General features: G+C 59.5%; 20 protein-coding genes and 1 pseudogene. 13 read left to right on the top strand and 8 right to left on the bottom strand.

From position 1 onward, the window contains the following. The first annotated feature begins 240 nt into the window (after nucleotides 1-240). The 8 genes from IPK09_02650 (at nucleotide 241) to IPK09_02615 (ending at nucleotide 11,983) form a co-directional block, all read left to right on the top strand. Entirely contained in the window at nucleotides 241-2,385 is a 2,145-nt protein-coding gene (locus IPK09_02650; protein MBK7982514.1) for an SLC26A/SulP transporter family protein, read from the top strand. A 120-nt stretch (nucleotides 2,386-2,505) separates the two neighbouring features. Continuing rightward, a complete protein-coding gene (locus IPK09_02645) occupies nucleotides 2,506-3,660 on the top strand; it encodes an exo-alpha-sialidase (GenBank protein MBK7982513.1) in 1,155 nt (384 codons plus the stop codon). A 331-nt stretch (nucleotides 3,661-3,991) separates the two neighbouring features. Beyond that, on the top strand, nucleotides 3,992-4,237 hold the full coding sequence (locus tag IPK09_02640; protein ID MBK7982512.1) for a hypothetical protein: 246 nt from the start codon (nucleotides 3,992-3,994) through the stop codon (nucleotides 4,235-4,237). A gap of 16 nt (nucleotides 4,238-4,253) precedes the next feature. Continuing rightward, complete coding sequence (gene aceE, locus IPK09_02635) at nucleotides 4,254-6,911, top strand: pyruvate dehydrogenase (acetyl-transferring), homodimeric type (GenBank protein MBK7982511.1); 2,658 nt, start codon at nucleotides 4,254-4,256, stop codon at nucleotides 6,909-6,911. Between the two features lie 38 nt (nucleotides 6,912-6,949). Continuing rightward, entirely contained in the window at nucleotides 6,950-8,542 is a 1,593-nt protein-coding gene (gene aceF, locus IPK09_02630; GenBank protein MBK7982510.1) for a dihydrolipoyllysine-residue acetyltransferase, read from the top strand. A gap of 11 nt (nucleotides 8,543-8,553) precedes the next feature. Then, on the top strand, nucleotides 8,554-10,362 hold the full coding sequence (gene lpdA / locus IPK09_02625) for a dihydrolipoyl dehydrogenase (protein ID MBK7982509.1): 1,809 nt from the start codon (nucleotides 8,554-8,556) through the stop codon (nucleotides 10,360-10,362). A 478-nt stretch (nucleotides 10,363-10,840) separates the two neighbouring features. Further along, the gene (locus tag IPK09_02620) at nucleotides 10,841-11,524 is read left to right on the top strand and encodes an FAD-dependent oxidoreductase (protein ID MBK7982508.1); all 684 of its coding nucleotides are present in this window, start codon (nucleotides 10,841-10,843) and stop codon (nucleotides 11,522-11,524) included. A 24-nt stretch (nucleotides 11,525-11,548) separates the two neighbouring features. Further along, nucleotides 11,549-11,983: a hypothetical protein gene (locus tag IPK09_02615; GenBank protein ID MBK7982507.1), complete on the top strand. Its 435-nt coding sequence runs from the start codon at nucleotides 11,549-11,551 to the stop codon at nucleotides 11,981-11,983. 115 nt (nucleotides 11,984-12,098) lie between these two features. On the opposite strand, the gene IPK09_02610 is transcribed toward IPK09_02615, so the two are convergent. The 8 genes and pseudogenes from IPK09_02610 to cax all read right to left on the bottom strand — a co-directional run bounded on the left by IPK09_02610 (nucleotide 12,099) and on the right by cax (nucleotide 19,034). Next, nucleotides 12,099-12,893: a nucleotidyltransferase domain-containing protein gene (locus IPK09_02610; GenBank protein MBK7982506.1), complete on the bottom strand. Its 795-nt coding sequence runs from the start codon at nucleotides 12,891-12,893 to the stop codon at nucleotides 12,099-12,101. Between the two features lie 24 nt (nucleotides 12,894-12,917). Further along, the gene (locus IPK09_02605; protein MBK7982505.1) at nucleotides 12,918-13,634 is read right to left on the bottom strand and encodes a M48 family metallopeptidase; all 717 of its coding nucleotides are present in this window, start codon (nucleotides 13,632-13,634) and stop codon (nucleotides 12,918-12,920) included. Further along, nucleotides 13,634-14,335: a hypothetical protein gene (locus tag IPK09_02600; protein ID MBK7982504.1), complete on the bottom strand. Its 702-nt coding sequence runs from the start codon at nucleotides 14,333-14,335 to the stop codon at nucleotides 13,634-13,636. Before IPK09_02600 ends, IPK09_02605 begins: the two co-directional genes overlap by 1 nt. A gap of 82 nt (nucleotides 14,336-14,417) precedes the next feature. Continuing rightward, nucleotides 14,418-14,609: a hypothetical protein gene (locus tag IPK09_02595; GenBank protein MBK7982503.1), complete on the bottom strand. Its 192-nt coding sequence runs from the start codon at nucleotides 14,607-14,609 to the stop codon at nucleotides 14,418-14,420. 292 nt (nucleotides 14,610-14,901) lie between these two features. Beyond that, the gene (locus IPK09_02590; GenBank protein MBK7982502.1) at nucleotides 14,902-15,492 is read right to left on the bottom strand and encodes a transposase; all 591 of its coding nucleotides are present in this window, start codon (nucleotides 15,490-15,492) and stop codon (nucleotides 14,902-14,904) included. Then, nucleotides 15,486-16,680, bottom strand: a pseudogene (locus IPK09_02585) (hypothetical protein). The gene IPK09_02590 and the pseudogene IPK09_02585 overlap by 7 nt, the downstream one beginning before the upstream one ends. A gap of 169 nt (nucleotides 16,681-16,849) precedes the next feature. Continuing rightward, on the bottom strand, nucleotides 16,850-17,653 hold the full coding sequence (gene kdgR, locus IPK09_02580; GenBank protein ID MBK7982501.1) for a DNA-binding transcriptional regulator KdgR: 804 nt from the start codon (nucleotides 17,651-17,653) through the stop codon (nucleotides 16,850-16,852). Nucleotides 17,654-17,933: 280 nt separating this feature from the next. Next, the gene (gene cax / locus IPK09_02575) at nucleotides 17,934-19,034 is read right to left on the bottom strand and encodes a calcium/proton exchanger (GenBank protein ID MBK7982500.1); all 1,101 of its coding nucleotides are present in this window, start codon (nucleotides 19,032-19,034) and stop codon (nucleotides 17,934-17,936) included. 276 nt (nucleotides 19,035-19,310) lie between these two features. Between cax and IPK09_02570 the strand changes: the two genes are divergently transcribed. Genes IPK09_02570 through IPK09_02550 form a run of 5 tightly spaced genes read left to right on the top strand, consistent with a single transcriptional unit; the run spans nucleotide 19,311 to nucleotide 24,506 of the window. Beyond that, a complete protein-coding gene (locus IPK09_02570) occupies nucleotides 19,311-20,063 on the top strand; it encodes a TerC family protein (GenBank protein MBK7982499.1) in 753 nt (250 codons plus the stop codon). 15 nt (nucleotides 20,064-20,078) lie between these two features. Next, complete coding sequence (locus tag IPK09_02565) at nucleotides 20,079-21,563, top strand: tagaturonate reductase (GenBank protein MBK7982498.1); 1,485 nt, start codon at nucleotides 20,079-20,081, stop codon at nucleotides 21,561-21,563. Between the two features lie 30 nt (nucleotides 21,564-21,593). Beyond that, nucleotides 21,594-22,562 (top strand): sugar kinase, encoded by a 969-nt coding sequence (locus IPK09_02560; GenBank protein MBK7982497.1) that lies wholly within the window; start codon nucleotides 21,594-21,596, stop codon nucleotides 22,560-22,562. A 25-nt stretch (nucleotides 22,563-22,587) separates the two neighbouring features. Continuing rightward, a complete protein-coding gene (gene uxuA / locus IPK09_02555) occupies nucleotides 22,588-23,643 on the top strand; it encodes a mannonate dehydratase (protein MBK7982496.1) in 1,056 nt (351 codons plus the stop codon). Nucleotides 23,644-23,651: 8 nt separating this feature from the next. Next, nucleotides 23,652-24,506, top strand: a complete 855-nt coding sequence (locus IPK09_02550) for an SDR family oxidoreductase (GenBank protein MBK7982495.1) — start codon at nucleotides 23,652-23,654, stop codon at nucleotides 24,504-24,506. The last annotated feature ends 15 nt before the right edge of the window (nucleotides 24,507-24,521 follow it).

Raw genomic sequence — 24,521 nt, 5'->3', positions numbered from 1 at the left:
ATTGAAACTCCTGTGGTCTACCGAAGTTTACACGCATGTTTGCGACTATTTCCGGGCACAGCGAAAACCGATGAGGTCGTGGCCAGTCCCGCACCCGTAGCTCCCTTCATTTCTCCCGCCCGCTCGGCACCACCGCCAAAAGCTTGAACCGCAAGCTGGATCGGAGTTCTCTATACTTTCCGCATCCATGACGACCTCCACCACCGCTTCCCGCCTTCCTGATCCGGCGCCGATTCGATCATGAAACTTCCGGCCGCTCTTTCTGGCGACCTGCGCGGCGGGTTAGTCGCCGCGGCGGTTGTGCTCCCGCAAGCCACCGCCTTCGGGGTGACCGTGTTCGCTCCTTATCTCGGCACCGCCCCCGGAGCGCTGGCCGGTTTGATCGGCGCCATCGGCCTGCTGCTGATCGCCGGCGCCATCGGCGGCACGTCTGGCCTGATCAGCGGGCCTACCGGCTCCAGCATGGCTCTGCTGGCCGGTACGAGTATCATGCTGACCGCCGCGGGCCTAGACCCCACCACCATCGCCTTCGCCCTATTCGTCGTGACCGCGCTCGCCGGCGGAGCGCAACTGCTGATCGCCTTGGCGGGCGGCGCGCGGCTGATGAAATTCATCCCCTACCCGGTCATCGCCGGCCTCACCACCGGCACCGGCTTGCTGTTGATGAAATCCCAGTATCCGTTTCTCTTGGGCATCAAGCATCACGCTCCGCTGGCGCAATGGCACTGGCTGCCGGTCGCCACCGCCGCCGGTACTTTTTTGCTCGCGCGCTATCTGCCTCGCCGGCTGCCGCGCCTGCCTGGCCCGGTCGCCGGTTTGCTCGGCGGAACAGTGCTGTTTCATCTGTTGATCCAAACCGCCGGCCCCGAGGTGACGCCGCCGCACTGGATCATCGGCGCGCTGCCGCCGTTTTCCGAATTTCGACCGGCGTTGCAGAGCTTGGCGCAAACCTCGATGCTGCCGTGGCCCTTGGTTCTCCAGGCGGCCTTTACGCTGGCGATACTGTCTTCCTTGAACACTTTGCTGACCTCGGCGGTGGCCGACACCGTGACCGGCTTGCGCCACGACCCTCGCCGCACCCTGCTGGGTCAAAGCCTCGGTCAGATCGCCATCGGTTTGTTGGGCGGCATGGCGAGCGCGGCCAGCGTGGGCGGCACCGCCACCGCCAGTCAAGCCGGCGCGCGGCGTTGGGCCGCGCCGGTCACTGGCCTCATTCTTCTGGTCTTGCTGCTGTTTCTGGGACCGGTCGGACGCTGGCTGCCGACCAGCATGTTGTCCGGCATCATCATCGCCTCGGCGCTCAATTTGCTCGAACTGGATATCATCGCTTGGGCGCGCCGCTCCAGAACTCGGTTGGACGCGGGGGTCGCGCTGCTGGTGATCGGCGTCACGCTCGGTTACGACTTGATGGTGGCGGTGCTGGTCGGCCTGGCCATCGCCATTTTGCTGTTCGTGCGGGCGCAAAGCCGGATTTCGATCATCCACACCCGCCAGACCGGCTTGCAACGTCATTCGGTGCGCCAGCGCCCGGCCGAGCAGAGCGATTTGCTGGACCTGCACGGCGATCGGATCGTGATGTACCAGCTTCGGGGAATCTTATTTTTCGCTAAAACCGAGCAGTTGTTCGAGGACATGCTGCCCGATCTCAACCGGCCGGCCTGGGTGATTTTGCACTTGCGCCAAGTGCTGCAAATCGACCTGTCTAGCGTCCGCCTGCTCCAGCAAATCGCGGCGCGGTTGGAAAAACATGGCGGGGAACTGCTGTTTTGCGAGGTGCGCGAAAATTTGGGATTGGGCCGGGATGTCGAACTGACCTTGCGTAAAATCAGCCTGCGGCCGGGCCGCTTGAACGTCAAAACCTTCGGCCCCGCCGATCAAGCGCTGGAATACGCCGAAAATGCCTTGCTAGCCCGTCTGGGCGCGAGTCCGACCCCTCCAGAGCGTCGTTTCGAACTGGCGGAAATGGATTTATGCCGCGAGATGGAACCGCCGGAACTGAAGGCGCTGGCCGCCGCCCTAAGACCTCGCGCACTGGCTGCTGGCGAGCGGCTGTTTTCGGCCGGCGATCCGGGAGCCGAACTGTATCTGGTACTGCAAGGTCAAGTGGATATCCGTCTGCCCTCGGCCCAGGACCGTTTCAAGCGGTTGGGCATTTACGGGTCGGGCACCGTGTTCGGCGCGGTGGCGTTTCTCGATCCCGGCCCGCGCAGCGCCGATGCGGTGGCGGTTCGAAACAGCGAGCTTTTAGTGCTCAATCGAGCGGATTTCAATCAATTGCAACTGACCTGTCCCGACGCGGCCATCGCCTTGTTGCTCGCGCTCGGCCGCCAGCAAAGCAGCGCCCTGCGCTGGAGCGCCAAGGAAATCCAGCGTTTGATTCAATAGTGAGGGCGCTGGCTATGATCTCAAACGCTGCCGGATCGATGGCCGTCATGCTCGAACCGTTGAGGCTCGCCATCTTTTTGAGAAAGCTTGTCGCTCCGTTCATTCAAATGAGGTTTTGAAGTGAAAGAGAAACTGATTGCTATCGCCCTGGTTTTGCTGCTGTTTCTGTCCGCTGTTTTCTATTTGGACAAACTGACCACCGTCCGAACGCCTAAATTATTCGCCGCCGGAGAATCGGCAATCCAAAATATCTCCGAGGTCAAAGCCTTGAATAACGGCAAATGGATTCGCAGCTTTCGCGCGGCCGACGGCGCGATCTATCTCAGAAAGCATCTTAAAACCACGGATGGCGGCCTGACGTTCCAACCTCAATCCCTCGTCGATGTGGAAGAGGTCAACGCCGTTCCCGAAAGTGCGGTCTTCGCGAAACAAGGACTGTTTTACGCGCTGCGCGGACGCGCCGTATTGGAAAAGCCGGGGGTCTACACTCTAAACGCTTGGCGTTCGACTGACGATTTAAAGACCATCGGCTCCGAAAAAGTCACGCTTTATGTGCCGGAAGGTCCCGCCAAGGAGCCTGAGGAGGGCGTTTGGTACGGCCTCTACGTTTATCGCACTATTCTGGAAATGCCCGACGGCTCGTGGCTGATGACCCTGTATGGCAATTTCGAAAACGACCGTCTTCCGCTCAATAACCGAAACGCCAAAACCGAAACCCGCTTCATGATGCGGTCCCTCGTCGTCAAATCAACCGATCAAGGCCGGACCTGGCATTACCTGTCCAGCATCGCCGTGCCTCACGAGGGCGATCCCATCGGCGAAGGTTTCGTGGAGCCCGCCATCGTCCTGCTCGCTAACGGCCAACTCTTATCGGTCATGCGCACCGGCCATCATTTTCCCCTGTACGCCGCTTGGAGCGCGGACGGCGGTAAAACCTGGACCTCGCCGATGTATACGGGCCTGGACCGGGGCGTCGATCCCAACTTGATCCGCCTGAGCGACGGCCGCATCGCCCTGGGTTGGGGACGGCGCTACCGCGAGGGATGGTCGAAAATCACGCCGGAGGGCGATCAGTTTTATTTTAACTATCCCGGCGAGGGCGATTCCAATCTGGCGATCAGCGAGGACAACGGGCAAACCTGGGTCAACCATAAAATCGCGCGCCAAACCGGTTCGACTTACTCGACGATTTTCGAGGTCGAGCCCAATGTCCTCTTTTATCAAGTCGATCAATGGGTCTTTCGCGTCGCATTGAAAGCTCGCCCCACCGACTGAGCCAGCGGGCAGCGGTTCCGGCGCTGGCAAAACCCGACGCCTCGCGAACGGGACGGCGGCGCTCGAACCGACCGTCCGGGCGAGCCCTCGCCGGACCGTCCCCGACATCCAGCGCTCGATTCCAAGGGGGATGGCTTCAACCACCCGCCCTTATCTTTAAAAAGACTTCATCTACAATGATAGAGCCACGGATTGATGGCGTCGTCCATCGACCGATGGCCGCGACCGCACCCGGAATCCGCCGACAGCGTATCGGCGTTGAACCCGCGAACCCGCACGTCAATCAAGCAACACGCTTCGCTATTGAGCTAATCGAAGGCAACCCACGACCATGATGACCCTCCGCAACGAATGTCAGAACGAACCTAACGGATCGCGCCGCCGCGCCGCGCCCCCCGATTTGAAGGTCCGACCGCCGGACGATGGTCCGACCGCCGCCGAGACCTGCCCGCGCTGCCGACACCACCTGACGGCGCACCGGTTTGCGACCGGCGACGGTCTTTCGATCATCACCTATCATTGTTTCGAGCACGGCGACGTGATTCCCGCGCGCGACCTCGCCGCGCGCGACTATTGATAACGAGGAGGAAGCTGTGGAAACCAATCGCGATCTCGATCCCACGGAAACTCAGGAATGGCTCGACGCTCTGAGAGCCGTGGAACAACACCAAGGCGCGGAACGCGCCAACTTTCTGGTCGACCAACTGGTGCAGGCCGCCCGCCGTGAAGGCATTTACATCCCCGCGTCGCTGACCACCGCTTACCGCAATACCATACCGGTCGACAAAGAAGAGCGCACTCCCGGCATCCGCGACATCGAGCACAAAATTCGTTCGGCGATTCGCTGGAACGCGATGGCGATCATTCTGCGCGCCAACAAGGAATCTTCGGAATTGGGCGGTCACATCGCCAGCTTCCAGTCCTCGGCGCTGCTGTATGACGTCGGCTTCGAGCACTTCTGGCACGCCGCGTCCGAGAAGCACGGCGGCGATCTGATCTATTTCCAAGGCCATTCCGCGCCGGGCTTCTACGCCCGCGCCTTCCTCGAAGGCCGCCTGACCGAAGCGCAACTGCTCAAATTCCGCCAGGAGACCGAAGGCAAGGGTCTCTCCTCTTATCCCCATCCTTGGCTGATGCCGGAGTTCTGGCAGTTCCCGACCGTTTCCATGGGCCTGGGACCGCTGATGGCCATTTATCAGGCCCGCTTCCTGAAATACCTACAAGGACGTGGGTTGACCAACACCGAGGGCCGCAAGGTGTGGGCTTTTCTCGGCGACGGTGAAACCGACGAACCGGAATCGCTGGGCGCGATTTCGATGGCCGGGCGCGAGCATCTCGATAACCTGATCTTCGTCATCAACTGCAACCTGCAACGGCTCGACGGGCCGGTGCGTGGTAACGGCAAGATCATCAACGAACTGGAATCGGTGTTCCGGGGCGCGGGTTGGAACGTCATCAAAGTGGTTTGGGGCCGGGGCTGGGATCGGCTGTTGGAAAAAGACAAGACCGGCTTGCTGATCAAGCGCATGGAAGAATGCGTGGACGGCGAGTATCAGGATTTCCGCTCCAAGAACGGCGCGTACATCCGCGAGCATTTCTTCGGCAAGTACCCGGAACTGCGGGAACTGGTCGCCGATATGACTGACGACGACATCTGGGCGCTGCGCCGGGGCGGTCACGACTCCACCAAGGTCTATGCAGCCTACGCGGCGGCGGTCAAGCATCAGGGCCAGCCGACCTTGATCCTGGCCAAGACCGTCAAGGGCTACGGCATGGGCGAATCCGGCGAAGGCCAGATGATCGCTCACCAAGCCAAGAAGATGACCGGCGACGCGCTGCGCCAGTTCAGGGATCGCTTCCAGATTCCGGTCAGCGACGACGATCTGGGCAAGATTCCATTCTTGACCCTGGCCGACGACAGCCCGGAAAAGAAATATCTGCACGAACGCCGTCAGGCGCTGGGCGGTTATCTGCCGAGCCGTCGCCCCAAATCGGCCTCGTTGGAAATTCCGCCGATCACCGCCTTCGACCGGCTGTTACAAGCCTCCGGCGAGCGCCAGATTTCCACCACGATGGCCTTCGTGCAGATGCTCGGTACGCTGTTGCGCGATAAAACCATCGGCAAGTTCATCGTGCCCATCGTCCCCGACGAATCGCGCACCTTCGGCATGGAAGGCTTGTTCCGCCAGTTGGGTATTTACTCGGCCGTCGGCCAGCTCTACAAGCCGCAAGACGCCGATCAATTGATGTACTACCGCGAGGATAAATCGGGCCAGGTGTTGCAAGAAGGCATCAACGAGGCGGGCGCGATGTCGTCGTGGATCGCGGCGGCGACTTCCTACAGCAGCAACAACCTGCCGATGATTCCGTTCTACATCTACTATTCGATGTTCGGCTTCCAGCGCTTCGGCGATCTGGCCTGGGCGGCGGGCGATTTGCGAGCGCGCGGCTTCCTGCTCGGCGGCACCGCCGGGCGCACCACCTTGAACGGCGAGGGCTTGCAGCACGAGGACGGCCATAGCCACATCCTGTCATCGACCATCCCCAACTGCATTTCCTACGACCCGACCTTCGCTTACGAGGTGGTGGTGATCATCCGCGACGGTCTGCGGCGGATGATGCAAGAACAGGAAGACGTGTATTACTACGTGACCCTGATGAACGAGAACTACCCGCATCCGGGGATGCCGGACGGCGCGGAAGAAGGCATCGTCAAGGGCATGTACCTACTCATGGACGGCGGCGAAGCCAAGGGGCCGCGCGTGCAACTGCTCGGTTCCGGCACCATCTTGCGCGAGGTGATCGCCGGGGCGGAGCTGCTGAACAACGATTTTGGCGTGACGGCGGACATCTGGAGCGCCACCAGCTTCAACGAGCTGCGCCGCGACGGTTTGCACGCCGAACGCTGGAGCCTGCTGCATCCGACCCAGCCCCGGCGCAAGAGCTACATCGAAAGCTGTCTCGAAGGGCACGACGGGCCGGTGGTGGCGTCCACCGATTATATACGCGCCTACGCCGATCAAGTGCGGGCCTACATCCCCCGTCGTTACATCACGCTGGGCACGGACGGCTTTGGCCGCAGCGATTATCGGGTCAACCTGCGGCGGTTCTTCGAAGTGAACCGGTACTACGTCGCGGTCGCCGCGCTCAAGGCGCTGGCCGAAGAGGGTCAAATCAAGGCCGAACAAGTCGAGGCGGCGATCAAGAAATACGGCCTCGACACCGAGCGGCCCGATCCCTGGACGCTTTGATTGCTGCGTGAATCGGCCAACGCTTACGAGGAATTATCATGAGCCAAATCATTCAAGTGAAAGTCCCGGACATCGGCGACTTCAAAGACGTGCCGGTGATCGACGTACTGGTCAAGGCCGGCGATACGGTGACCGCCGAGCAGCCGCTGGTCACGCTGGAGTCGGACAAGGCCACCATGGACGTACCCTCGCCCGCCGCTGGCACGGTGCAGGAGATCAAGATTCACATCGGCGATAAGGTCTCCGAAGGCGCGCTGGTGCTGCTCTTGGAAAGCGCCGACGCCAACCAGCCAGTCGCCCCGCAAACCCAGGCCCCGACTCCACCGCCACCGGCCGCGACCAACTCACGCGGCGGTGTCGCCGAGGTGAAAGTACCCGACATCGGCGATTTCAAGAACGTGCCGATCATCGACATTTTGGTCAAGCCCGGCGATACGGTGACCGCCGAACAGCCGCTGCTGACCCTGGAATCCGACAAGGCCACCATGGACGTGCCCTCGCCGCTCAACGGCACGGTGCAAGAGATCAAGGTCAAGGTCGGTGATAAGGTCTCGGAAGGCGCGGTGATTCTGACCTTGCAATCGGGCGACGCCAAGGTGATGCCGGAAACGGCGGTGACCGCCGCGGACAGCGCCCCGACCGGCGGCAAATCGGCCACCGGGCCAACGGCGGCAGCCGCACCCGCCGCAAGCGTCGATGAAGGCGCGTTCAAGCTGGCCTACGCCGGGCCGGGCACCCGCAAACGGGCGCGCGAGTTGGGCGTGGATTTGGGCAAAGTCACCGGCAGCGGCAAGAACGGCCGCATCCTGATTGAAGACGTGGACGCTTTCGCCAAGGGCGGCGGCGCGGCGGCTCCGGCGGCCGGCGCGGGCGCGACCGGCGGCGGCGTGGGCGGCATCGAACTGCTGCCGTGGCCGCAAGTGGATTTCGCCAAATTCGGGCCGGTGGAAAGCAAACCGCTGGCGCGGATCAAGAAAATCTCGGCGGCGAACCTGCACCGCAACTGGGTGATGATCCCGCACGTCACCAACCACGACGAGGCCGATATCACCGACTTGGAAGCCTTCCGGGTGCAGCTCAACAAGGAAATCGAAAAGAGCGGCGTCAAGGTCAGCATGTTGTCGTTCATGATCAAGGCGGCGGTGGCGACGCTGAAGAAATTCCCGGAGTTCAACGCCTCGCTCGACGGCGAAAACCTGATCCTGAAGCAGTATTACCACATCGGTTTCGCCGCCGACACCCCGAACGGCTTGGTGGTGCCGGTGATCCGCGACGCCGATAAGAAAGGCGTGGTGGAGATCGCCAAGGAAATGGGCGAACTGGCCAAGCTGGCGCGCGAGGGCAAACTCAAACCCGATCAGATGCAAGGCGGCACCTTCACCATCTCCAGCCTGGGCGGGATCGGTGGCACTTATTTCACGCCGATCATCAACGCGCCGGAAGTGGCGATCATGGGGGTGTGCCGGTCGTACTGGAAGCAGGTGTCGCCGGACGGCAAACAATCGGCGTGGCGGTTCATGCTGCCGCTGTCGCTGTCCTGGGATCATCGGGTGATCGACGGCGCGGGCGCGGCGCGCTTCAACGTCCATTTCGCCAACCTGCTTGCCGACATGCGGCGCATCCTGATCTAGAGGAGTGAGGAATCATGGCAACGATTGAAATCAAGGTGCCCGACATCGGCGATTTTAAGGATGTTCCGATCATCGAAGTGCTGGTGAAGCCGGGCGATGTGGTCAACCCGGAAGCGGCGCTGATTACGCTGGAGTCGGACAAGGCCACCATGGACGTACCTTCGCCGCAAGGCGGCACCGTCAAGGAAGTCAAGGTCAAGGTGGGTGACAGGGTGGCCGAAGGCTCGCTGATCCTGATGCTCGACGCCGCCGCTGGCGTGGCGCAAACCGTGACCCCCGCCGCCGCCGCGCCGCCGCCGATGCCGCAAGCCGCACCCGCCGCCCCCGCGGCTCCGGCCGCGCCCGCCGCTCCGACTCCCAACGCCGCGTCCTACAAGGGTAATGTTGATGTCGAGTGCGAAATGGTGGTGATCGGCGCGGGACCGGGCGGTTATTCGGCTGCGTTCCGCTCCGCCGATCTCGGTATGAAAACGGTGCTGGTGGAACGTTACGCCACCCTGGGCGGCGTGTGCCTGAACGTCGGCTGCATTCCGTCCAAGGCGCTGCTGCATACGGCGGCGGTGATGGATGAAGCCAAGGCGCTGGCCCATCACGGCATCGAGTTCGGTGATCCGAAAGTCGATATCGACAAATTGCGCGGCTTCAAGGACGGCGTGGTCAAGAAATTGACCGGCGGTCTGGCGGGGATGGCGAAAGCCCGCAAGGTCGAGGTGGTGCGCGGCGTCGGCCGCTTCCTCGACCCCAACCATCTGGAAGTGGAACTGACCGACGGCGCGGGTCAGGACAAAACCGGCGCGAAAAAAGTGGTGCGCTTTCAGAAAGCCATCATCGCCGCCGGCTCGCAGGCGGTAAATCTGCCGTTCATGCCGGACGATCCGCGCGTGGTCGATTCCACCGGCGCGTTATTGTTGACGAGCGTGCCGAAGCGGATGCTGGTGGTCGGCGGCGGCATTATCGGCCTGGAAATGGCGACGGTGTATTCGACCCTCGGCGCGCGGATCGACGTGGTGGAAATGCTGGACGGCATGATGCTGGGCGCGGACAAGGATTTGGTCAAAGTCTGGGAGAAGAAGAACGCGCCCCGCTTCGACAAGGTGATGCTCAAGACCAAAACCGTCTCCGCCGAAGCGACGCCGGATGGGATCAAGGTCGGCTTCGAGGGCGAGAAGGCCCCGCCAGAGCCGCAACTCTACGATTTGGTGCTGGTGGCGGTGGGCCGCAGCCCGAACGGCAAGAAGATCGACGCCGACAAGGCGGGCGTGACGGTGACGGATCGCGGCTTTATTCCGGTCGATAACCAGATGCGCACCAACGTCGGCCACATCTTCGCTATCGGCGACATCATCGGCCAGCCGATGCTGGCGCATAAGGCGGTGCATGAGGCGCACGTCGCGGCGGAAGTCGCGGCCGGCCATAAAGCTTATTTCGACGCTCGCCAGATTCCGTCGGTCGCTTATACCGATCCCGAAGTGGCCTGGGCCGGTAAGACCGAAGACCAGTGTAAGGCCGAAGGGATCAAGTACGGCAAGGCAGTGTTCCCGTGGGCGGCGTCGGGCCGCGCCATCGCCAATGGCCGCGATGAAGGCTTCACCAAGCTGCTATTCGATGAAGCGACCCATCGAGTGATCGGTGGCGGCATCGTCGGCACTCACGCCGGGGATTTGATCGGCGAGGTCTGTTTGGCGGTGGAGATGGGCTGCGATCCGGTCGATATCGGCAAGACCATTCACCCGCATCCGACCTTGTGCGAATCCATCGGCATGGCGGCGGAAGTGTTCGAAGGCGTCTGTACCGATTTGCCGCCGATGAAGAAGAAGTAGCTTTGCTGATTTAGCCCCAAAGGAAAGGGATTTCTTTGGGGTCTGGTTCAGGTGATAATGGCGGGGAGCTTATTTTGGCACTTTAATATTTACGTTGACATGCCGAAAGTAAAAACGCTATCACTTGTCAGACTTGGTAAATAACATTTTCCTAATCATTCTTAGCATAGCGTCATGACCATGTTCCGCACGCTACTTATTGTAATTTTCATTTCCCTCTTCATTTATACGCTTTCCGTTGGCAACAATCATGGCTGGAATCTATTATCAGTCTTCTTTGGCGACATCGTTAAAATGAACTGGCCTGGTCAGTTCAATCTCGATTTTACGTATATGCTGAAATCTTGCTGAGGCTTTGGCCATAAAGACCTTAAGCGAGCGATGCAACGGTCTGGAATTCGATAAATTTGTCCCAATGAGTGGTTAACGTATGCAAAATTGGAGATGGTCGGTTAACAGACGGCAACTTCTAAAAATAATGAGTACGCTACTGATAGGTTCAGCCGCTGATGCTCACGCCGCGACAGGATTGGAAAAGAAAGTTAACCCTCCAAAGAAAAGGATACTGGTGATCGGTGCTGGCTTGGCCGGACTTATTGCCGCCCATAAATTACAAAATCAGGGATATGAGGTAGTTGTTGTCGAGGCTCGCGACCGTATTGGGGGTCGGATTTGGACTAGTTCTCAATGGCCGGACATGCCTTTGGATCTGGGAGCCACCTGGATACACGGCGTTACAGGGAACCCCTTGACCAAGCTCGCGCAACGCATTAAAGCCAAACGTCTCTCAACTAGTTATGGAAGTACTCTTGTTTATAACACCGCCGGATCGCCTCTTTCTTTACAAGAGCAAGCCCGCCTCGATCAATTGAGTCGCCAAGTATCCCAAGCGTTAAAGCAGGCACAATCAAGCGATAACGATATTTCTGTCAAGCAGACTATTGAATCTCTGTTTCACCAAGCTAATTTAGATATGGAAGAACGGCAATTCTTGAATTTCATTTTAAGCGGCAGTATCGAGCAAGAATATGCGGGCAGCGCGAGCGAGCTTTCGACGCAGTGGTATGACGACGCCAAGAGTTTTCGAGGGGACGATGCCTTATTTGCCAGCGGTTTTGGCGTTCTGGTTGCACCTGATAGCAAAAACCAAAATCTTTGTTAGAACTCGGATTTGCTAGCTTTGAGCATGAGAAAGCAGTATCACTTTAGGAAAAGCCCAGAAGGACTCTTGGCTTGGGACGTGGGCAACCTGATACAGCTTACCAAGGATTTGAGTGCCGAATGGATTCCATTAAGCTCTATCCGAGAGCTTGACGAACCCTACTGGTACGAAAGCGGAAGCGATGAACCGACCTGCCGTTCCATCGCAGAGCACATCCGGCTTATAAACGAAACCGATCTCGCCTACCCGATCATCATTTGTCCTGTGGGTCGAGTCATGGATGGGATGCACAGAGTCGTAAAAGCGCTTGTGGAAGGTAAAGGGCAAATTCAAGCCTACCGACTGCCACAGCTTCCTCCACCTGACTTTGTTGGCGTGAATCCAGATGCCCTGCCCTATGATGATTCAATGATTCATCAAGCCGGCACCGCTCAGCGGTGCGATGGATTCAGGCGTTAGCCCGCGCGCTCGGACGCCTAGTCACGAACGGTCGCGATGCTTCTTGGAATGTTGATTCGTTCCATACGACACCTGCGAGAATTATTCTTGGCTACATCTGCGCTCGCTATTCGCGTCAAGATTCGAGCCAGTCCCGAAACGTGCGATCCAGCAAGGCGGAATCCGGTTTCGCGGCGGATTCTAACAGCGGGCCAGCCTCCAGCCGTTCCAATTCCGCCGCGATCCAATCGCTGAGCGCCGGAATCCGTGGCCCCCACGCCAGTTCGCCGCTGCTTTGCTTGGCGACCAGCAATCGCTCGATGGCGTCGCGCACTTCACCGGCGGGCAGCAGCGTAGCCACCAACGCGCGAAACGGCATCGGCACCACGCCCCGCCCGCTTTCCAACCAGCGGATCGCCAGCAACGGGCGCAACACGTATAGGTATTTCTTCAACCGCACCGGATCGCCGCGCAGATACTCGCGCTGGTTGCCGCGCGCCATCTGCAAGTAGTGCCAAGCGCAGCCGAGCGGCGCGTAATACGTCGGCGTCAGCGCCAGCATGGCTTGCCGGAAGCCCGCGCGTTCGCGATAAACGATGGGCGAATACAACCATTCAAACAGCGGCGGATTGGATTTGAGCATCAGTTGCAACGCCTTGCGCAAATCCCAGCCGTTGATGTCCAGCAAATCCTCAATCGGCCGCTCGATCACATCACGGCGGCGCTCGACGTGGACGCTCAAATACCAGTCGCGCGGATGAGCGTAGATAAAGCGGACATCGTAATCGCTGTCCGGCGAAGCGAAACCCCACGCCCGGCTGCCCGACTCGCAGGCGTACAAAATCCGCACGGCGTCGCGTCGTTCGATGGCGTCCAACCGCTCCAAAATTTCGGTCGCGCGGTCATGAAGTTCGGGGCGAGATTCCGACATGGCGCATTCATCCAGCAGAGTCGATCAATAACGCCAATTCTCGCATCGCACCGGCAATTGATTCAGTATTTCTCTACACCGCCGCCAGCCCGGCAGGAATTGATCCAGCAACGCCTTGAATCGGGCGTTATGGGTCGGTTCCAGCAGGTGAACCATTTCATGGACGATCAGGTATTCCAAACACTCGCGCGGTTTTTTGGCGAGTTCGGTATTGATGCGGATGCGGCCGGTTTTCGGGGTGCAACTGCCCCAGCGGGTTTTCATCCGCCGGATCGAGAATTGCCGCACCTTGACGCCCATGATCGGCTCCCAACGGGCGATCAGCGGCGGCACGGCTTGGCGGAGTTGTTCCCGATACCAAGCGCTCATGATCGCTTCTCGACGCGCCGCATCCGTGCCGGGCCGAACGCGTAATACCAACTGTTGCGGTTGCAATTCGACCGTCGGCGCGGCGTCGCTTTCCTCGATGGCGAGCAAATAGCGCTGGCCCCATACGAAATGGCTTTCCCGATCCAGATATTCGCGCGGCGTTTCCCGCGCTTGTTCCCGCAGTTTGCGCTGCTGGCGGCGGATCCAGTCCAGCTTGGAAATGGCGAAAATTCGCAGCGTGTCGAGGCTCAGCCGTCGGGGCGCGGACATCCGCACCTGCCCCGCCGGCGGATGCACGCTGAGATGGATGTTCTTGATGTTCTTCAACACCACCTCCACCGCGATGTCGCCCACTTGCAACCGCTTGCTCATCAGTAATCCGCTTGCGCCTTGACGATGGGAAACAGGCGTTCGACTTCGGAGGCATCCCGCAAGACACCATACAACGCGCCTTTGACGATCCGCTCGCGCGATGGCACGCCGCGCCAGTCATCGGGGCGCGTGTTTCTGATCGCCTGATCGATCCGTAACGTCAGATTCAATGCGGAATCGTCAGACGTGGCGTAAGCGCTTCGCGGGTCGCCGACAGCGTTTGCCACCGGTGTCGCCGCGACCGCTTTCAGATTGTGATACAGCGCTCGCTTGCCCGGCGTATCCAATGGCGCGGGCAAATCATCGCCTTGGCCTGCTACGGTCTGTTTCGCCAATTCCGCGATTTTCTTCAAATAATCCTCGTACTCGATGGCCTTGGCCTTGCGCAATTCGATCAGTTCTTGCAACTGCGCCGACATCTTGTCATAAAATGCCGGGTCGTTCAGATGCTCCTTGATAATCTTGCTGCGGACGTTGTTTTCGATGGTTTCGGCGATGGCGCTTTGGTTGCCCTTGAGCGTATTGAGCCGTTGGGCGATGGCGTCCGCGATACCGGTTTTGACGATCAAATCCAGCAGACTCACATTGTCGAATGGCGAAATCTTGCGCGGTTCGTCCGCTTCGATGTAGGTATCCAGTAGGTGCCGCATATCGGCTTCATACGGTTTGAGATCGAGCGTTTCACCGCTGGCGTTGCGCACGGTTTCGCGCAGTTGCAGATAACGGTCGCGCTGCTGTTTGATCCGAAGGATGGCGGCGGCATCGTATCCGGCGGCGTCCAGTTCATCGGCGAGCTTTGGCGAGTTTGGCTTCCAGCGCGTCGATTTCGGTGTCTATGTCGGAGAGGGCCCATCCACGAGAACCACTAGTAACAAATGGTTTCATTTCAAATATTTTCTTAACCTCCCAATCCTGCGGTATTACCCCTACCTCGGTTTGCTTATAGTCCGGTGGGATTTGTTGGTGGTCGTTCATGATTCACCATTTCGTAGGGGCGACCGGCCGGTCGCCCCTACATCGTCAATCGGCCCCTGTGCATATTGGCCATTGATCGTCCATACGGTTTTATTGTGGATCGGTGGAATTTCTCGGCGCTCGTTCATAATTCACCCATTCGTTGGGGCGACCGGCCGGTCGCCCCTACATCGTCAATCGTCACATTCATATCTTGGCCATTTGCTGCCCGTTTGGTTTTATTACATTCTGGCGGAATACGCTGATGATCGTTCATGATTCATCATTTTTTAGGGCGACCGGCCGGTCGCCCCTACGATTGTGGGGCATTGATCGGGTTTAATGAATCCATTGCCCACCGTTGTGGGTTTTGGTCGATGTATTCCGCAATCCGTTGATAATCCGCTTCGTTGCGAATGACATGCTCGTAATAATTGCGTTGCCAGACCGGGGCAGCAGGGGTTTGACGGATTTGATTGATCCGTTTGGTGGCGGCGGATTTGAAACCGGCGACAAAGGCCCCGATGGATTTTGGCGGCGGACCGGTAGGGATCGGCGCGGATGCGGGTAGGGGCGACCGGCCGGTCGCCCCTACAAGATCGGTTGCCTTTATGCCCTGATCCTCGTTCGCAACAATCCAGACAATCCCATGCAAATGATTGGGCATGATGACGTAATCGCCCAATTCGATCTCGGCGCGGATGTCGCCGGAGAGCAACCATTCTTCACGGACGATTTCCCCGAACTCGTTCAGCACCATCGCGTCATTTTCAATATGGCCAAACCAACTGCTGCGCTGGTGGGTGCAAATCGTCAGGAAATAAGCGCCCGCCTGCGTGTAATCATAATCGCGCAACCGAAGCGAACGGCGCTGTCGCGTGTTGGCCTGAGATGGGCTTACCATGCAAAACCCATTCGTTCTAGATGCGCGTTGACCTTCGCCTCCAACTCCGTCACCCGCTGGTTCAACTCCGGCAGTGGGGTTTCGTAACGTTCGGCTAGTTCCTTCACGCGCCGGGTCAATTGCTGGCTGATGCGCTCCATCTCGCCGTGAATCGCCGCATCCAGCGCCGCCAGCCATTTGTCATCGACCACCAGCGTTTTGATGTCGTCTTCGCTCAGCGTGGCGTAATGCGCGTAAACCTGGGCATCCAGCGCGCTTTCATCGTCTTTGATCGCTTTCTTTAACGTTGCTTCCTCGGCGGCGAGCCGCAGCCATTCCCGCAGCACGCGCAATTCCTCCGCCCCTTCGGGATCGTCGCTGATTTCGCGGATGCGATCCTTGACGCTGGCCACGTTGATTTTCTCGAAACCGGAAAACGCCGCGTCCTCGCCGCCGTGTTCTTCCTCCAGCTCGGCGCGTTGCGCGATGGCCGTTTCCAGGTCAGCGTTCAACGCATCCAGCGCGGCCTGATCTCCGGCATAGTAGCGCGCTACGATCAGCGCTTTGGGCACCAGATCACAGGCCCAACCCTTGTCCTTCGCCTTGCCTTTCTTATCCATCTCGATCACGCGATAGGGCGCGGCCTTCCACCCCTCGGCGGCGATCAGATAGGCGATGAACGCGGAGAATTCAGGATGTTGGTAAATCGTGGTTTTTAACTGCGCGGAAGGAACGGCCAATCGCGCATAGCCGGGCCGCAGCGATTGAAACAGCGCCGCGCGCAGGCTAGGAAACGCCGACCAGTACGCCGCCAGCGCGTCGGTGTCGCGGTCGGGAATGCCGCCCTGCAAATGACCGGTAATGTCCTGAAGATCTTCCGGCGTCTGGCTGTCGATATAACGCGGCAGAGCTCTCGAAAATGGCGATCAGATTGCTCAGTCGATCCACCATCTCCTTGCCGCCGCCGAGCTTGGTGGCGTCGTTGAAATCCGGCGGGCCGGACAGTTGGTTGGCGCTGGCGAGCGGGCCGATGATTTTCTTGTTGATCTGATCGCCGATGTCCGGCTTGCCCTTGAGCGCCGCCAGGTCCTTGAAGCTCGCGCCCGGCGGAATCATGACCGGCGCGTAAGGCTGACCGGCGTATTTGTCGCTGATGTATTTGACGAATAAGAGCACGAGCACGTAATCCTTGTACTGACTGGCATCCATGCCGCCGCGCAACTCATCGCACGACGACCACAACGAGGAATAGAGTTCAGATTTTTTCAGAGCCATGAGGGGCGATAGCAGTCGGCGGATTTATTTTTAGCTCTCGGATGCAAGCGCGCGGCGACGGGGCCGCGCCCGCGCGACCGCCGCCCGGACGAGCCGCGCTAGGTCAGCCTCGATCCGGTGGATACGACGAACAGCCCAAATCGAGCGATACGGCGCGACCGGCCTCAACGACGATCTCCGCATACTCGTCTTTTCTGGCCGGATCGAAGCGAAACTCCGCGAACGTGATGCTCAACGCGCCCGCGACGTTGCTCAAGTGATCGAAAATCGGCGCGGCGAGGCAGACCATGTGCTCTTCGAATTCCTCGCAATCCAGCCCGTACTTCTGCTGGCGGGTGCGTTCCAATTCCTTCACAAACCGCGCTCGATTCGAGATCGTGTTTTTACGGAACCGCCTGAACTCCAAGTTGGCGACGATGGCGTCGCGCCGTTCGGGCATTTCCCAGGCCAACAGCACCTTGCCCATCGCGGTGGCGTGCAGCGGCGCGCGTTTGCCGACCTTGGAATACATGCCGATGCTGTACTTGGCGTCGATTTTGTGAATGTAGATGACTTCGTTGTCCGACAAGACGCCGAGGTGGACAGTCTCCGAGGTTTTTTCGGACAGCACCTCCATCTGCCGCTGGGCCAGTTCGATCAAATCCAGATACTGCAAGGATTTGGCCCCCAGCTCGAACATCTTCATAGTCAAGCCGTAACGCTCGGTTTCGGATTCCTGGCGCACGTAGCCCAGCGCTTTCATGGTCTGCAAGAAGCGGTATACGGTCGCTTTGGGCATACCTAACCGCGCCGACAGTTGGGAGATGCTGGTGTCTTTATGCTCGCTCAACGCCGTCAGGATGCTGAACACCCGCAGCACGGCGGAAACGGAGTCGGGCTGTTTGCTACCGTGGTTATATTCATCCATCTGGATTTGGATTTCGATTTAAAAGCCGGTTACCGAAACCGCGCCTGCCCGGCATTGAGGCGCGGTCTATACTCTTGTATGCCATTGGTATTGTGCCATTCATCGGGCCGGCCAACCACCATCCACAGCGAGGGTATAACCGTGGGTCTAGTCGGACGCGGGCGAAACGAGCAATGCCACCGATCCGGCCAAATCTTCCGCAATCCCCCGGCGGCCGGCGGGAATCCGCCCCAGAATTTCCGCGGTGCATTTTTCATCCTCGCCCGGAGCCGCCGTTATGCTACGGCAGAAAGTAAAACGCCAAACCGAGGATGATGTAAACCGCCAGCAGTTGCGCGCCTTCCATCCAATTGGATTCTCCATCCGAAGCGATCAACATTAATATCCAGGTCGCCAACGCGATGGCCACCACTTCAAAAGCGGTGAAAACCAAATCCATCGGCTGCCCCAAAAAGTAGCCGGCAAACACCAGCACCGGCGCGACGAACAGCGCAATTTGGATGCTGGAACCGATGCCGATATTGATCGCCAAATCCATGTGATTTTTCATGGCCATCAACACAGCGGTGCTGTGCTCGGCGGCGTTGCCCACGATCGCCACCAGAATCACGCCGATAAAGACATCGGTCATGCCGAAGACACGGGCGGTATGCTCCACCGCTCCCACCAGGAATTCGCTCATGATCGCGACCACCACCGTGGCGGCGAGCAGCACGATCAAGGCTTTCTTTTGGCTCCAGGTTTCGGTGCCGATGGCTTCGTCGCTGTCATCGGTTTCGTCGCCGACATAAAGATGCTTGTGGGTGCGCAGGCTAAAGAGCAGGCTCAGGATGTAGCAAACGAATAGGACAATCGAAATCTCAAGGCTGAGCTCGCGCTCGTGGGCTTCTGGATGGCCCGAAATCACCATGTGAAACAGCGCCGGAATGATCAGACTGATGGTGCTGAGCGCGAGCAGCGTCATCCCCATCGACGCCGCCGTGCGGTTGAAGTATTGCGTCTCATATTTCAAGCCGCCAGCCAGAATGCTCGCGCCGAGCACCAGCAGGATATTGCCGATGATCGAGCCGGTGAGCGATGCCTTGACCACATCGATCAAACCCGCCTTCAAGGCGATGAAGCCGATAATCAACTCCGCCGCGTTGCCGAAAGTGGCGTTCAGCAGGCCGCCGATGCCCGCGCCGAGGTGCTCGGCCAAGTGTTCGGTGGCCTTGCCCATCAAGCCGGCCAGCGGAATGATCGCCAACCCGGAGACGATGAAAATCCAGACGGGATCGGCGTGCGCCAGCTCCAACAAAATACAGACGGGCACGAAGCCCATCATCGCGGACAGAGGCGTGATATCGAACGTCAACGACCTAATTTTAATTTGTTTTTTCATAAAGTAGCGCTCGTTGCGGCGTTTGAGGATAAGGCTTGGTCGATCAGCTAGGCGCGGAGAGAACAACCCATAAAGGATGCTGACATTCTCCTCGCCAAGTTTCATCGCGCGCTTCCATAGTGCATAGCTTAGCCGCAATCAAAATTTTTGAAACACCGTTTACATTTTTTAATACGCTATTCTATAGTATGAGCATCCGGTTGCGACCCTGTTTTCACCTTGTAACGCTTGCCAGCTTCACGTCTCGACGAGATGGGTTGATTAGGTGATTAAGGCATGGATTTCTTTGAAATTTTCGTCAGCCTGCTTACCCTCACGGCACTGGAAATCGTGCTGGGCATCGATAATCTGGTGTTCATCTCGATCATGTCGAACCGGCTGCCACCCGAGCAGCGGTCACGCGCTCGGCGGCTGGGTCTAGCCCTGGCGGTCATCACGCGCCTGCTGCTGCTGGCGAGCATCGCTTGGCTGGCGGGCGTGACTACGCCGCTGTTTAGCGTGTTTGAACATTCCGTATCGTTACGCGACATCATTCTGTCGGGGGGCGGGCTGTTCTTGCTAGCCAAAGGCACCACCGAGATTCACGCCGCCGTGGACGGCATCGAGGAGGAGATGCGCGAGGGCAAGCCGCTGAGCTTTCGCTCGGTCATCATTCAGATCATCGTTCTCGATATCGTGTTTTCGCTCGACAGCGTCATCACCGCTGTAGGCATGGCCCAACAATTGAGCGTGATGGCGGCGGCTATCATTATTGCGGTCGGCATCATGATCTTCGCCGCCGATCCGATCAGCCGTTTCATTCACGAAAATCTCTCGGTCAAGATGCTGGCGCTCAGTTTTCTAATCCTGGTCGGTGCGATGCTGGTGGCCGAAGGGGTGGGCTTCCATGTGCCCAAGGGCTATTTGTATTTCGCCATCGCTTTCTCAATCGGGGTCGAAATGCTTAATTTAACCGCCACCAAGCGGCGGCGGCGGCACGCGGCGCAGGCCAAATTGCAAGCCGCGAGTTCAAACGACGCCACTACTTGATCGGAAGGATTTGAAATAGCCGTGAGCGCGTTAAGCCGTTCCACCCAGCCCGACCCGTTGTCGCCCCCGCGCCGACCTGCTACGGGTGTGCTGCAAATTGGCGACGGTAATTTCTTGCGCGCGTTCGCCAATTGGATGATCGATATCGCCAATGAAGCGGGATTATTGAACGCCCGTGTCGTGATTGCGCCGCCGCGCTCGGCGGGCATCGTCGAAAAATTAAATGGCCAGGATGGTTTATTCACGGTGCTGGTGCGTGGCATTCAAGACGGCGTTCCTGTGACGTCGCGGCGGATCGTGCGCTGCGTAAGCGGTGGCATCGATCCTCGCGACCACTCCGCAGCATGGCTGGCCCACGCCCGCGACCCGCACACCCGCTTCGTCATCTCCAACACTACTGAAGCGGGTATCGCCTACGTCGAGCAGCCGCTGGTTCCTAACCAATGGCCGCGTAGCTTCCCGGCCCAAGTCGCGCTATTGCTGTGGGAACGGTTTCAGACGCTGGGAGGCCGACCGCAAACCGGCCTGATATTTCTGCCGACCGAATTAATCGAGGCGAACGGAACCACTCTGCTCGACATCGTGTTGCGCCACGCCAGCGATTGGGCGCTGCCGCCGAACTTCAGCGATTGGGTGAAGCGGGACAATCATTTTCTGAATACGCTGGTGGATCGCATCGTGCCGGGTTATCCGGGAACCGAGGCGGAAAGCCTGTTCGCGGAATGGGGTTACCGCGACAGCCTGCTGGTCGCCGCCGAGCCGTTCCACCTGTGGGTGATCGAGGGGCCGCCCACATTGGCCGAGGAGTTTCCGTTGCACAAGGCCGGTCTCAACATCATCTGGACGGACAATCTCAAACCGTATCGCGCCAGCAAGGTGCGCATCCTCAATGGCGGGCACACTGCCAGCGTGCTGGCGGCATTCTGCGGCGGGCTGGATACGGTCGGCGAGATGATGAATCACAAGGTCATGGCGCGGTTTCTGCGGCGGGCGGTGTTCGATGAAATCATCCCCTTTGTACCGCTGCCGGACGCCGAACGCCGCAAGTACGCCGCAAGCGTGCTGGAGCGTTTCGCCAACCCTTACATCCGCCACGAACTGCTATCGATTGCCCTGAACTCCGTTTCCAAGTGGAAAGTGCGGGTGTTGCCCTCGGTGTTGGATTATGCAAAGGAGCACGGCCGCGCGCCTGCCGGATTGGCGTTCTCACTGGCGGCGTTGCTGTGGTTCTATCGCGGCCAGTTCGACGCGGCGGGCGCCTTCATCGGACAGCGGGAAAACGGTGCTTACCCGATCCGCGACGACCGCACGGTGCTGGAGATTTTCGACGCCGCTTGGCGCGATCCGGTCAACGCCGCGCCGACGCTGTTGGCCGATAGGCGGCTGTGGGATCGCGACCTCGCCACCATCCCCGCACTGGCGCCCCAGGTCGCCGCCGCGCTGGAGCGAATTGCAGCGGTCGGGATGTTGGCCGCGCTCGCCGCAATGCCGGCCTGCTAACCACACAAACCACTACCCTGGAGACGCCTGATGACATCGCCCCGCCGCATCGTGTTGTTTGGGGAGTGCATGATCGAATTGCGCGGCCAAGTGTTTGGGACGATGCAGCAACGCTTCGGCGGCGACACGCTCAACACCGCTATTTATCTAGCCCGGCTGCGCGCCGATAAAGCACTGCAAGTCTCCTACGCCACCGCCCTGGGTGTGGACGTGTTCAGCGATCACATGATCGCGGCGTGGCGGGCGGAAGGCATCGACACCTCCTTGGTGCGCTTGCTCGATAATCACATGCCGGGTTTGTACGCCATTCAGGTGGATGCGTCCGGCGAACGTCACTTTTTCTACTGGCGCGATACCAGCACCGCCCGCGATTATTTCGACACCGCCAGCACGCCTTTAGAAGACGCCATCGGCGGCGTGTCGATGCTGTATCTGAGCGGCATCAGCCTGGCCATTTTACCCGCCGAAGGCCGGGAGCGGCTGTTGGGCGTGATGGCGCGAGTGCGCGCCAACGGCGGCCAGGTTGCCTTCGACAACAATTTCCGCCCCCGTCTGTGGCCCGATCTCGCCCAAGCCCGCGCCCTCTACGACCGCGCCTACGCCTTGAGCGATCTGGTGCTGATCACCCTGGATGATGAAATGGCGTTGCGCGGGGCGACCTCGGCCGACCAAGCGCTGGCCGACGTGCTGGCGCTTGCGGCGGCGGAAGTGGTGGTCAAGCGCGGCGTCCGGCCGACTTTAGTCCGAGTGGCGGGCAGCGATCCCATCGTCGTCCCCGTCGAACCGGTCGATCCTATCGTCGATACCACCGCCGCCGGTGATTCCTTCGCCGGGGGCTATTTGGCGATGCGATTGAGCGGCGTCGAACCTGCCGTCGCCGCCCGCGCCGCCAACCGCACGGCGGCGGCCGTGATCCAACATCCGGGAGCCATTATTCCAACCGAGGCCATGCCGACCTCGGCTGCGTTGCTGGCCCCCGCTTCCCCAACGCTGGTTTGAGCTTTCCATCCAAGGAGAACGCTTCATGAAAATGTCATTTCGTTGGTATGGGGATTCCGACCCCGTATCTCTGGATTACATCCGTCAGATTCCCGGTGTCGAGCAGATCGTCTCGGCGGTCTACGACGTGCCGGTGGGCGAGGTGTGGCCGGTCGCCAACATTCAGGCGCTTAAGGACAAGATCGAAGCGCGCGGCTTAAAGCTGGAAGTGATCGAAAGCGTGCCGGTGCACGAGGACATCAAGCTCGGCAAGCCCAGCCGCGACCGGTTAATCGACAATTACTGCCAGACGCTCCGCAACCTCGCCCAGTGCGATATCAAGGTAGTCTGTTACAACTTCATGCCGGTGTTTGACTGGACCCGCACCACGCTGGAAAAGCAGCTGCCGGACGGCTCCAGCACCCTGGCTTTCGACATGGAGATCGTCAACAAAATCGATCCCTCGGAAGGGATTCAGTTACCGGGTTGGGACACCAGCTACCAGCCGGACGCACTGAAAGCCTTGCTGGCCGAATACAGCAAGGTCGATGAGGAAACGCTGTGGAGCCATCTCGAATACTTCCTGCATAAAGTCATTCCAGTCGCTAAAGAAGTTGGCATCAAGATGGCGATCCATCCCGACGACCCGCCCCGCCCGATCTTCGGCCTGCCGCGCATCGTCAAGAACCGCAATGATCTCGCCCGGCTGCTGGCCATCGAGGACACCCCGGTCAACGGTCTGACGCTCTGTTCCGGCTCGCTGGGCGGCGACTTCTACAACGACATCGCCGCGATGGTGCGCGAATTCGCCGGTCAAGGCCGTATCCACTTCGCCCATCTGCGCAACGTCAAGGTCAACGAAGCGGGTGACTTTTACGAAACCGGCCATCGCTCCGCCGACGGCTCGTTGGATATGGCCGAAATCGTCAAGGCGTATTACGAAGCGGGCTATGACGGCTATGTCCGCCCCGACCACGGCCGGATGATCTGGGGCGAAACCGGCAAGCCGGGCTATGGCCTGTACGACCGCGCGCTCGGCGCGGTGTATCTGAACGGCCTGTGGGAAGGCATCGTCAAGGCCGAAAGCGCCAAATCCGCTTGAGAGCCGCCATGAAACTCCCTTTCAAGGTTGATTTGACCGATAAAGTCGCGGTGGTCACCGGCGGCAGCGGCGTGTTGTGCTCCGAACTCGCGGCCGCGCTGGCCGCCAGCGGGGCCAAGGTCGCGGTGCTGGGCCGCAACGCGGAGGCGGCGGAAAAAACCGCCGTTCGACTCAGAGCGTTCGGTGGGTCCGCCATCGGAGTCAGCGCCAACGTCTTGGATCGCCCCTCGCTGGACACTGCGGCGGAACGAGTTCTTAAAGAGTTGGGGCCGTGCGATTTATTGATCAATGGCGCGGGCGGCAACGATCCCAAAGGCACCACCAGTAAAGAGTGGTTTGAACCGGACGATCTGCGCCAAGATTCGCTGGTCACGTTCTTCAATCTCGATCCCAAGAGCGTGGAGTTCGTTTTCAACCTCAACTTCCTCGGCACGCTGCTGCCGACCCAGGTGTTCGCCCGCCAAATGCTGGGCCGTTCCGGCTGTTCGATCATCAACATCTCGTCGATGAACGCCCTGCGCCCGCTGACCAAAATCCCGGCCTACAGCGGGGCCAAGGCGGCAATCAGCAACTTCACCCAATGGCTGGCGGTGCATTTCGCCAAAGCGGGCATTCGTGTCAACGCTATCGCCCCCGGCTTTTTCCTCTCCGAGCAAAATCGCAAGCTGTTGATTGATGAAAAAACCGGCGAATTCACCGCGCGGGCGCAAAAGATCGTCGCCCATACCCCCATGGGTCGCTTCGGCGAATCCCGCGAATTGATCGGCACCTTGCTGTGGCTGGCGTCCGAGGAAGGTTCCGGTTTCGTCAACGGCGTGGTCGTGCCCGTGGACGGCGCGTTTTCGGCCTATGCCGGCGTTTGAGACGCTACAACATTC

Source organism: Candidatus Competibacteraceae bacterium, from assembly GCA_016713505.1.
Taxonomy (GTDB): Bacteria; Pseudomonadota; Gammaproteobacteria; order Competibacterales; family Competibacteraceae; genus Competibacter_A.
The sequence above is the reverse complement of the archived record's forward strand: the minus strand, read 5'-3'. Positions and strand labels throughout refer to the sequence as shown.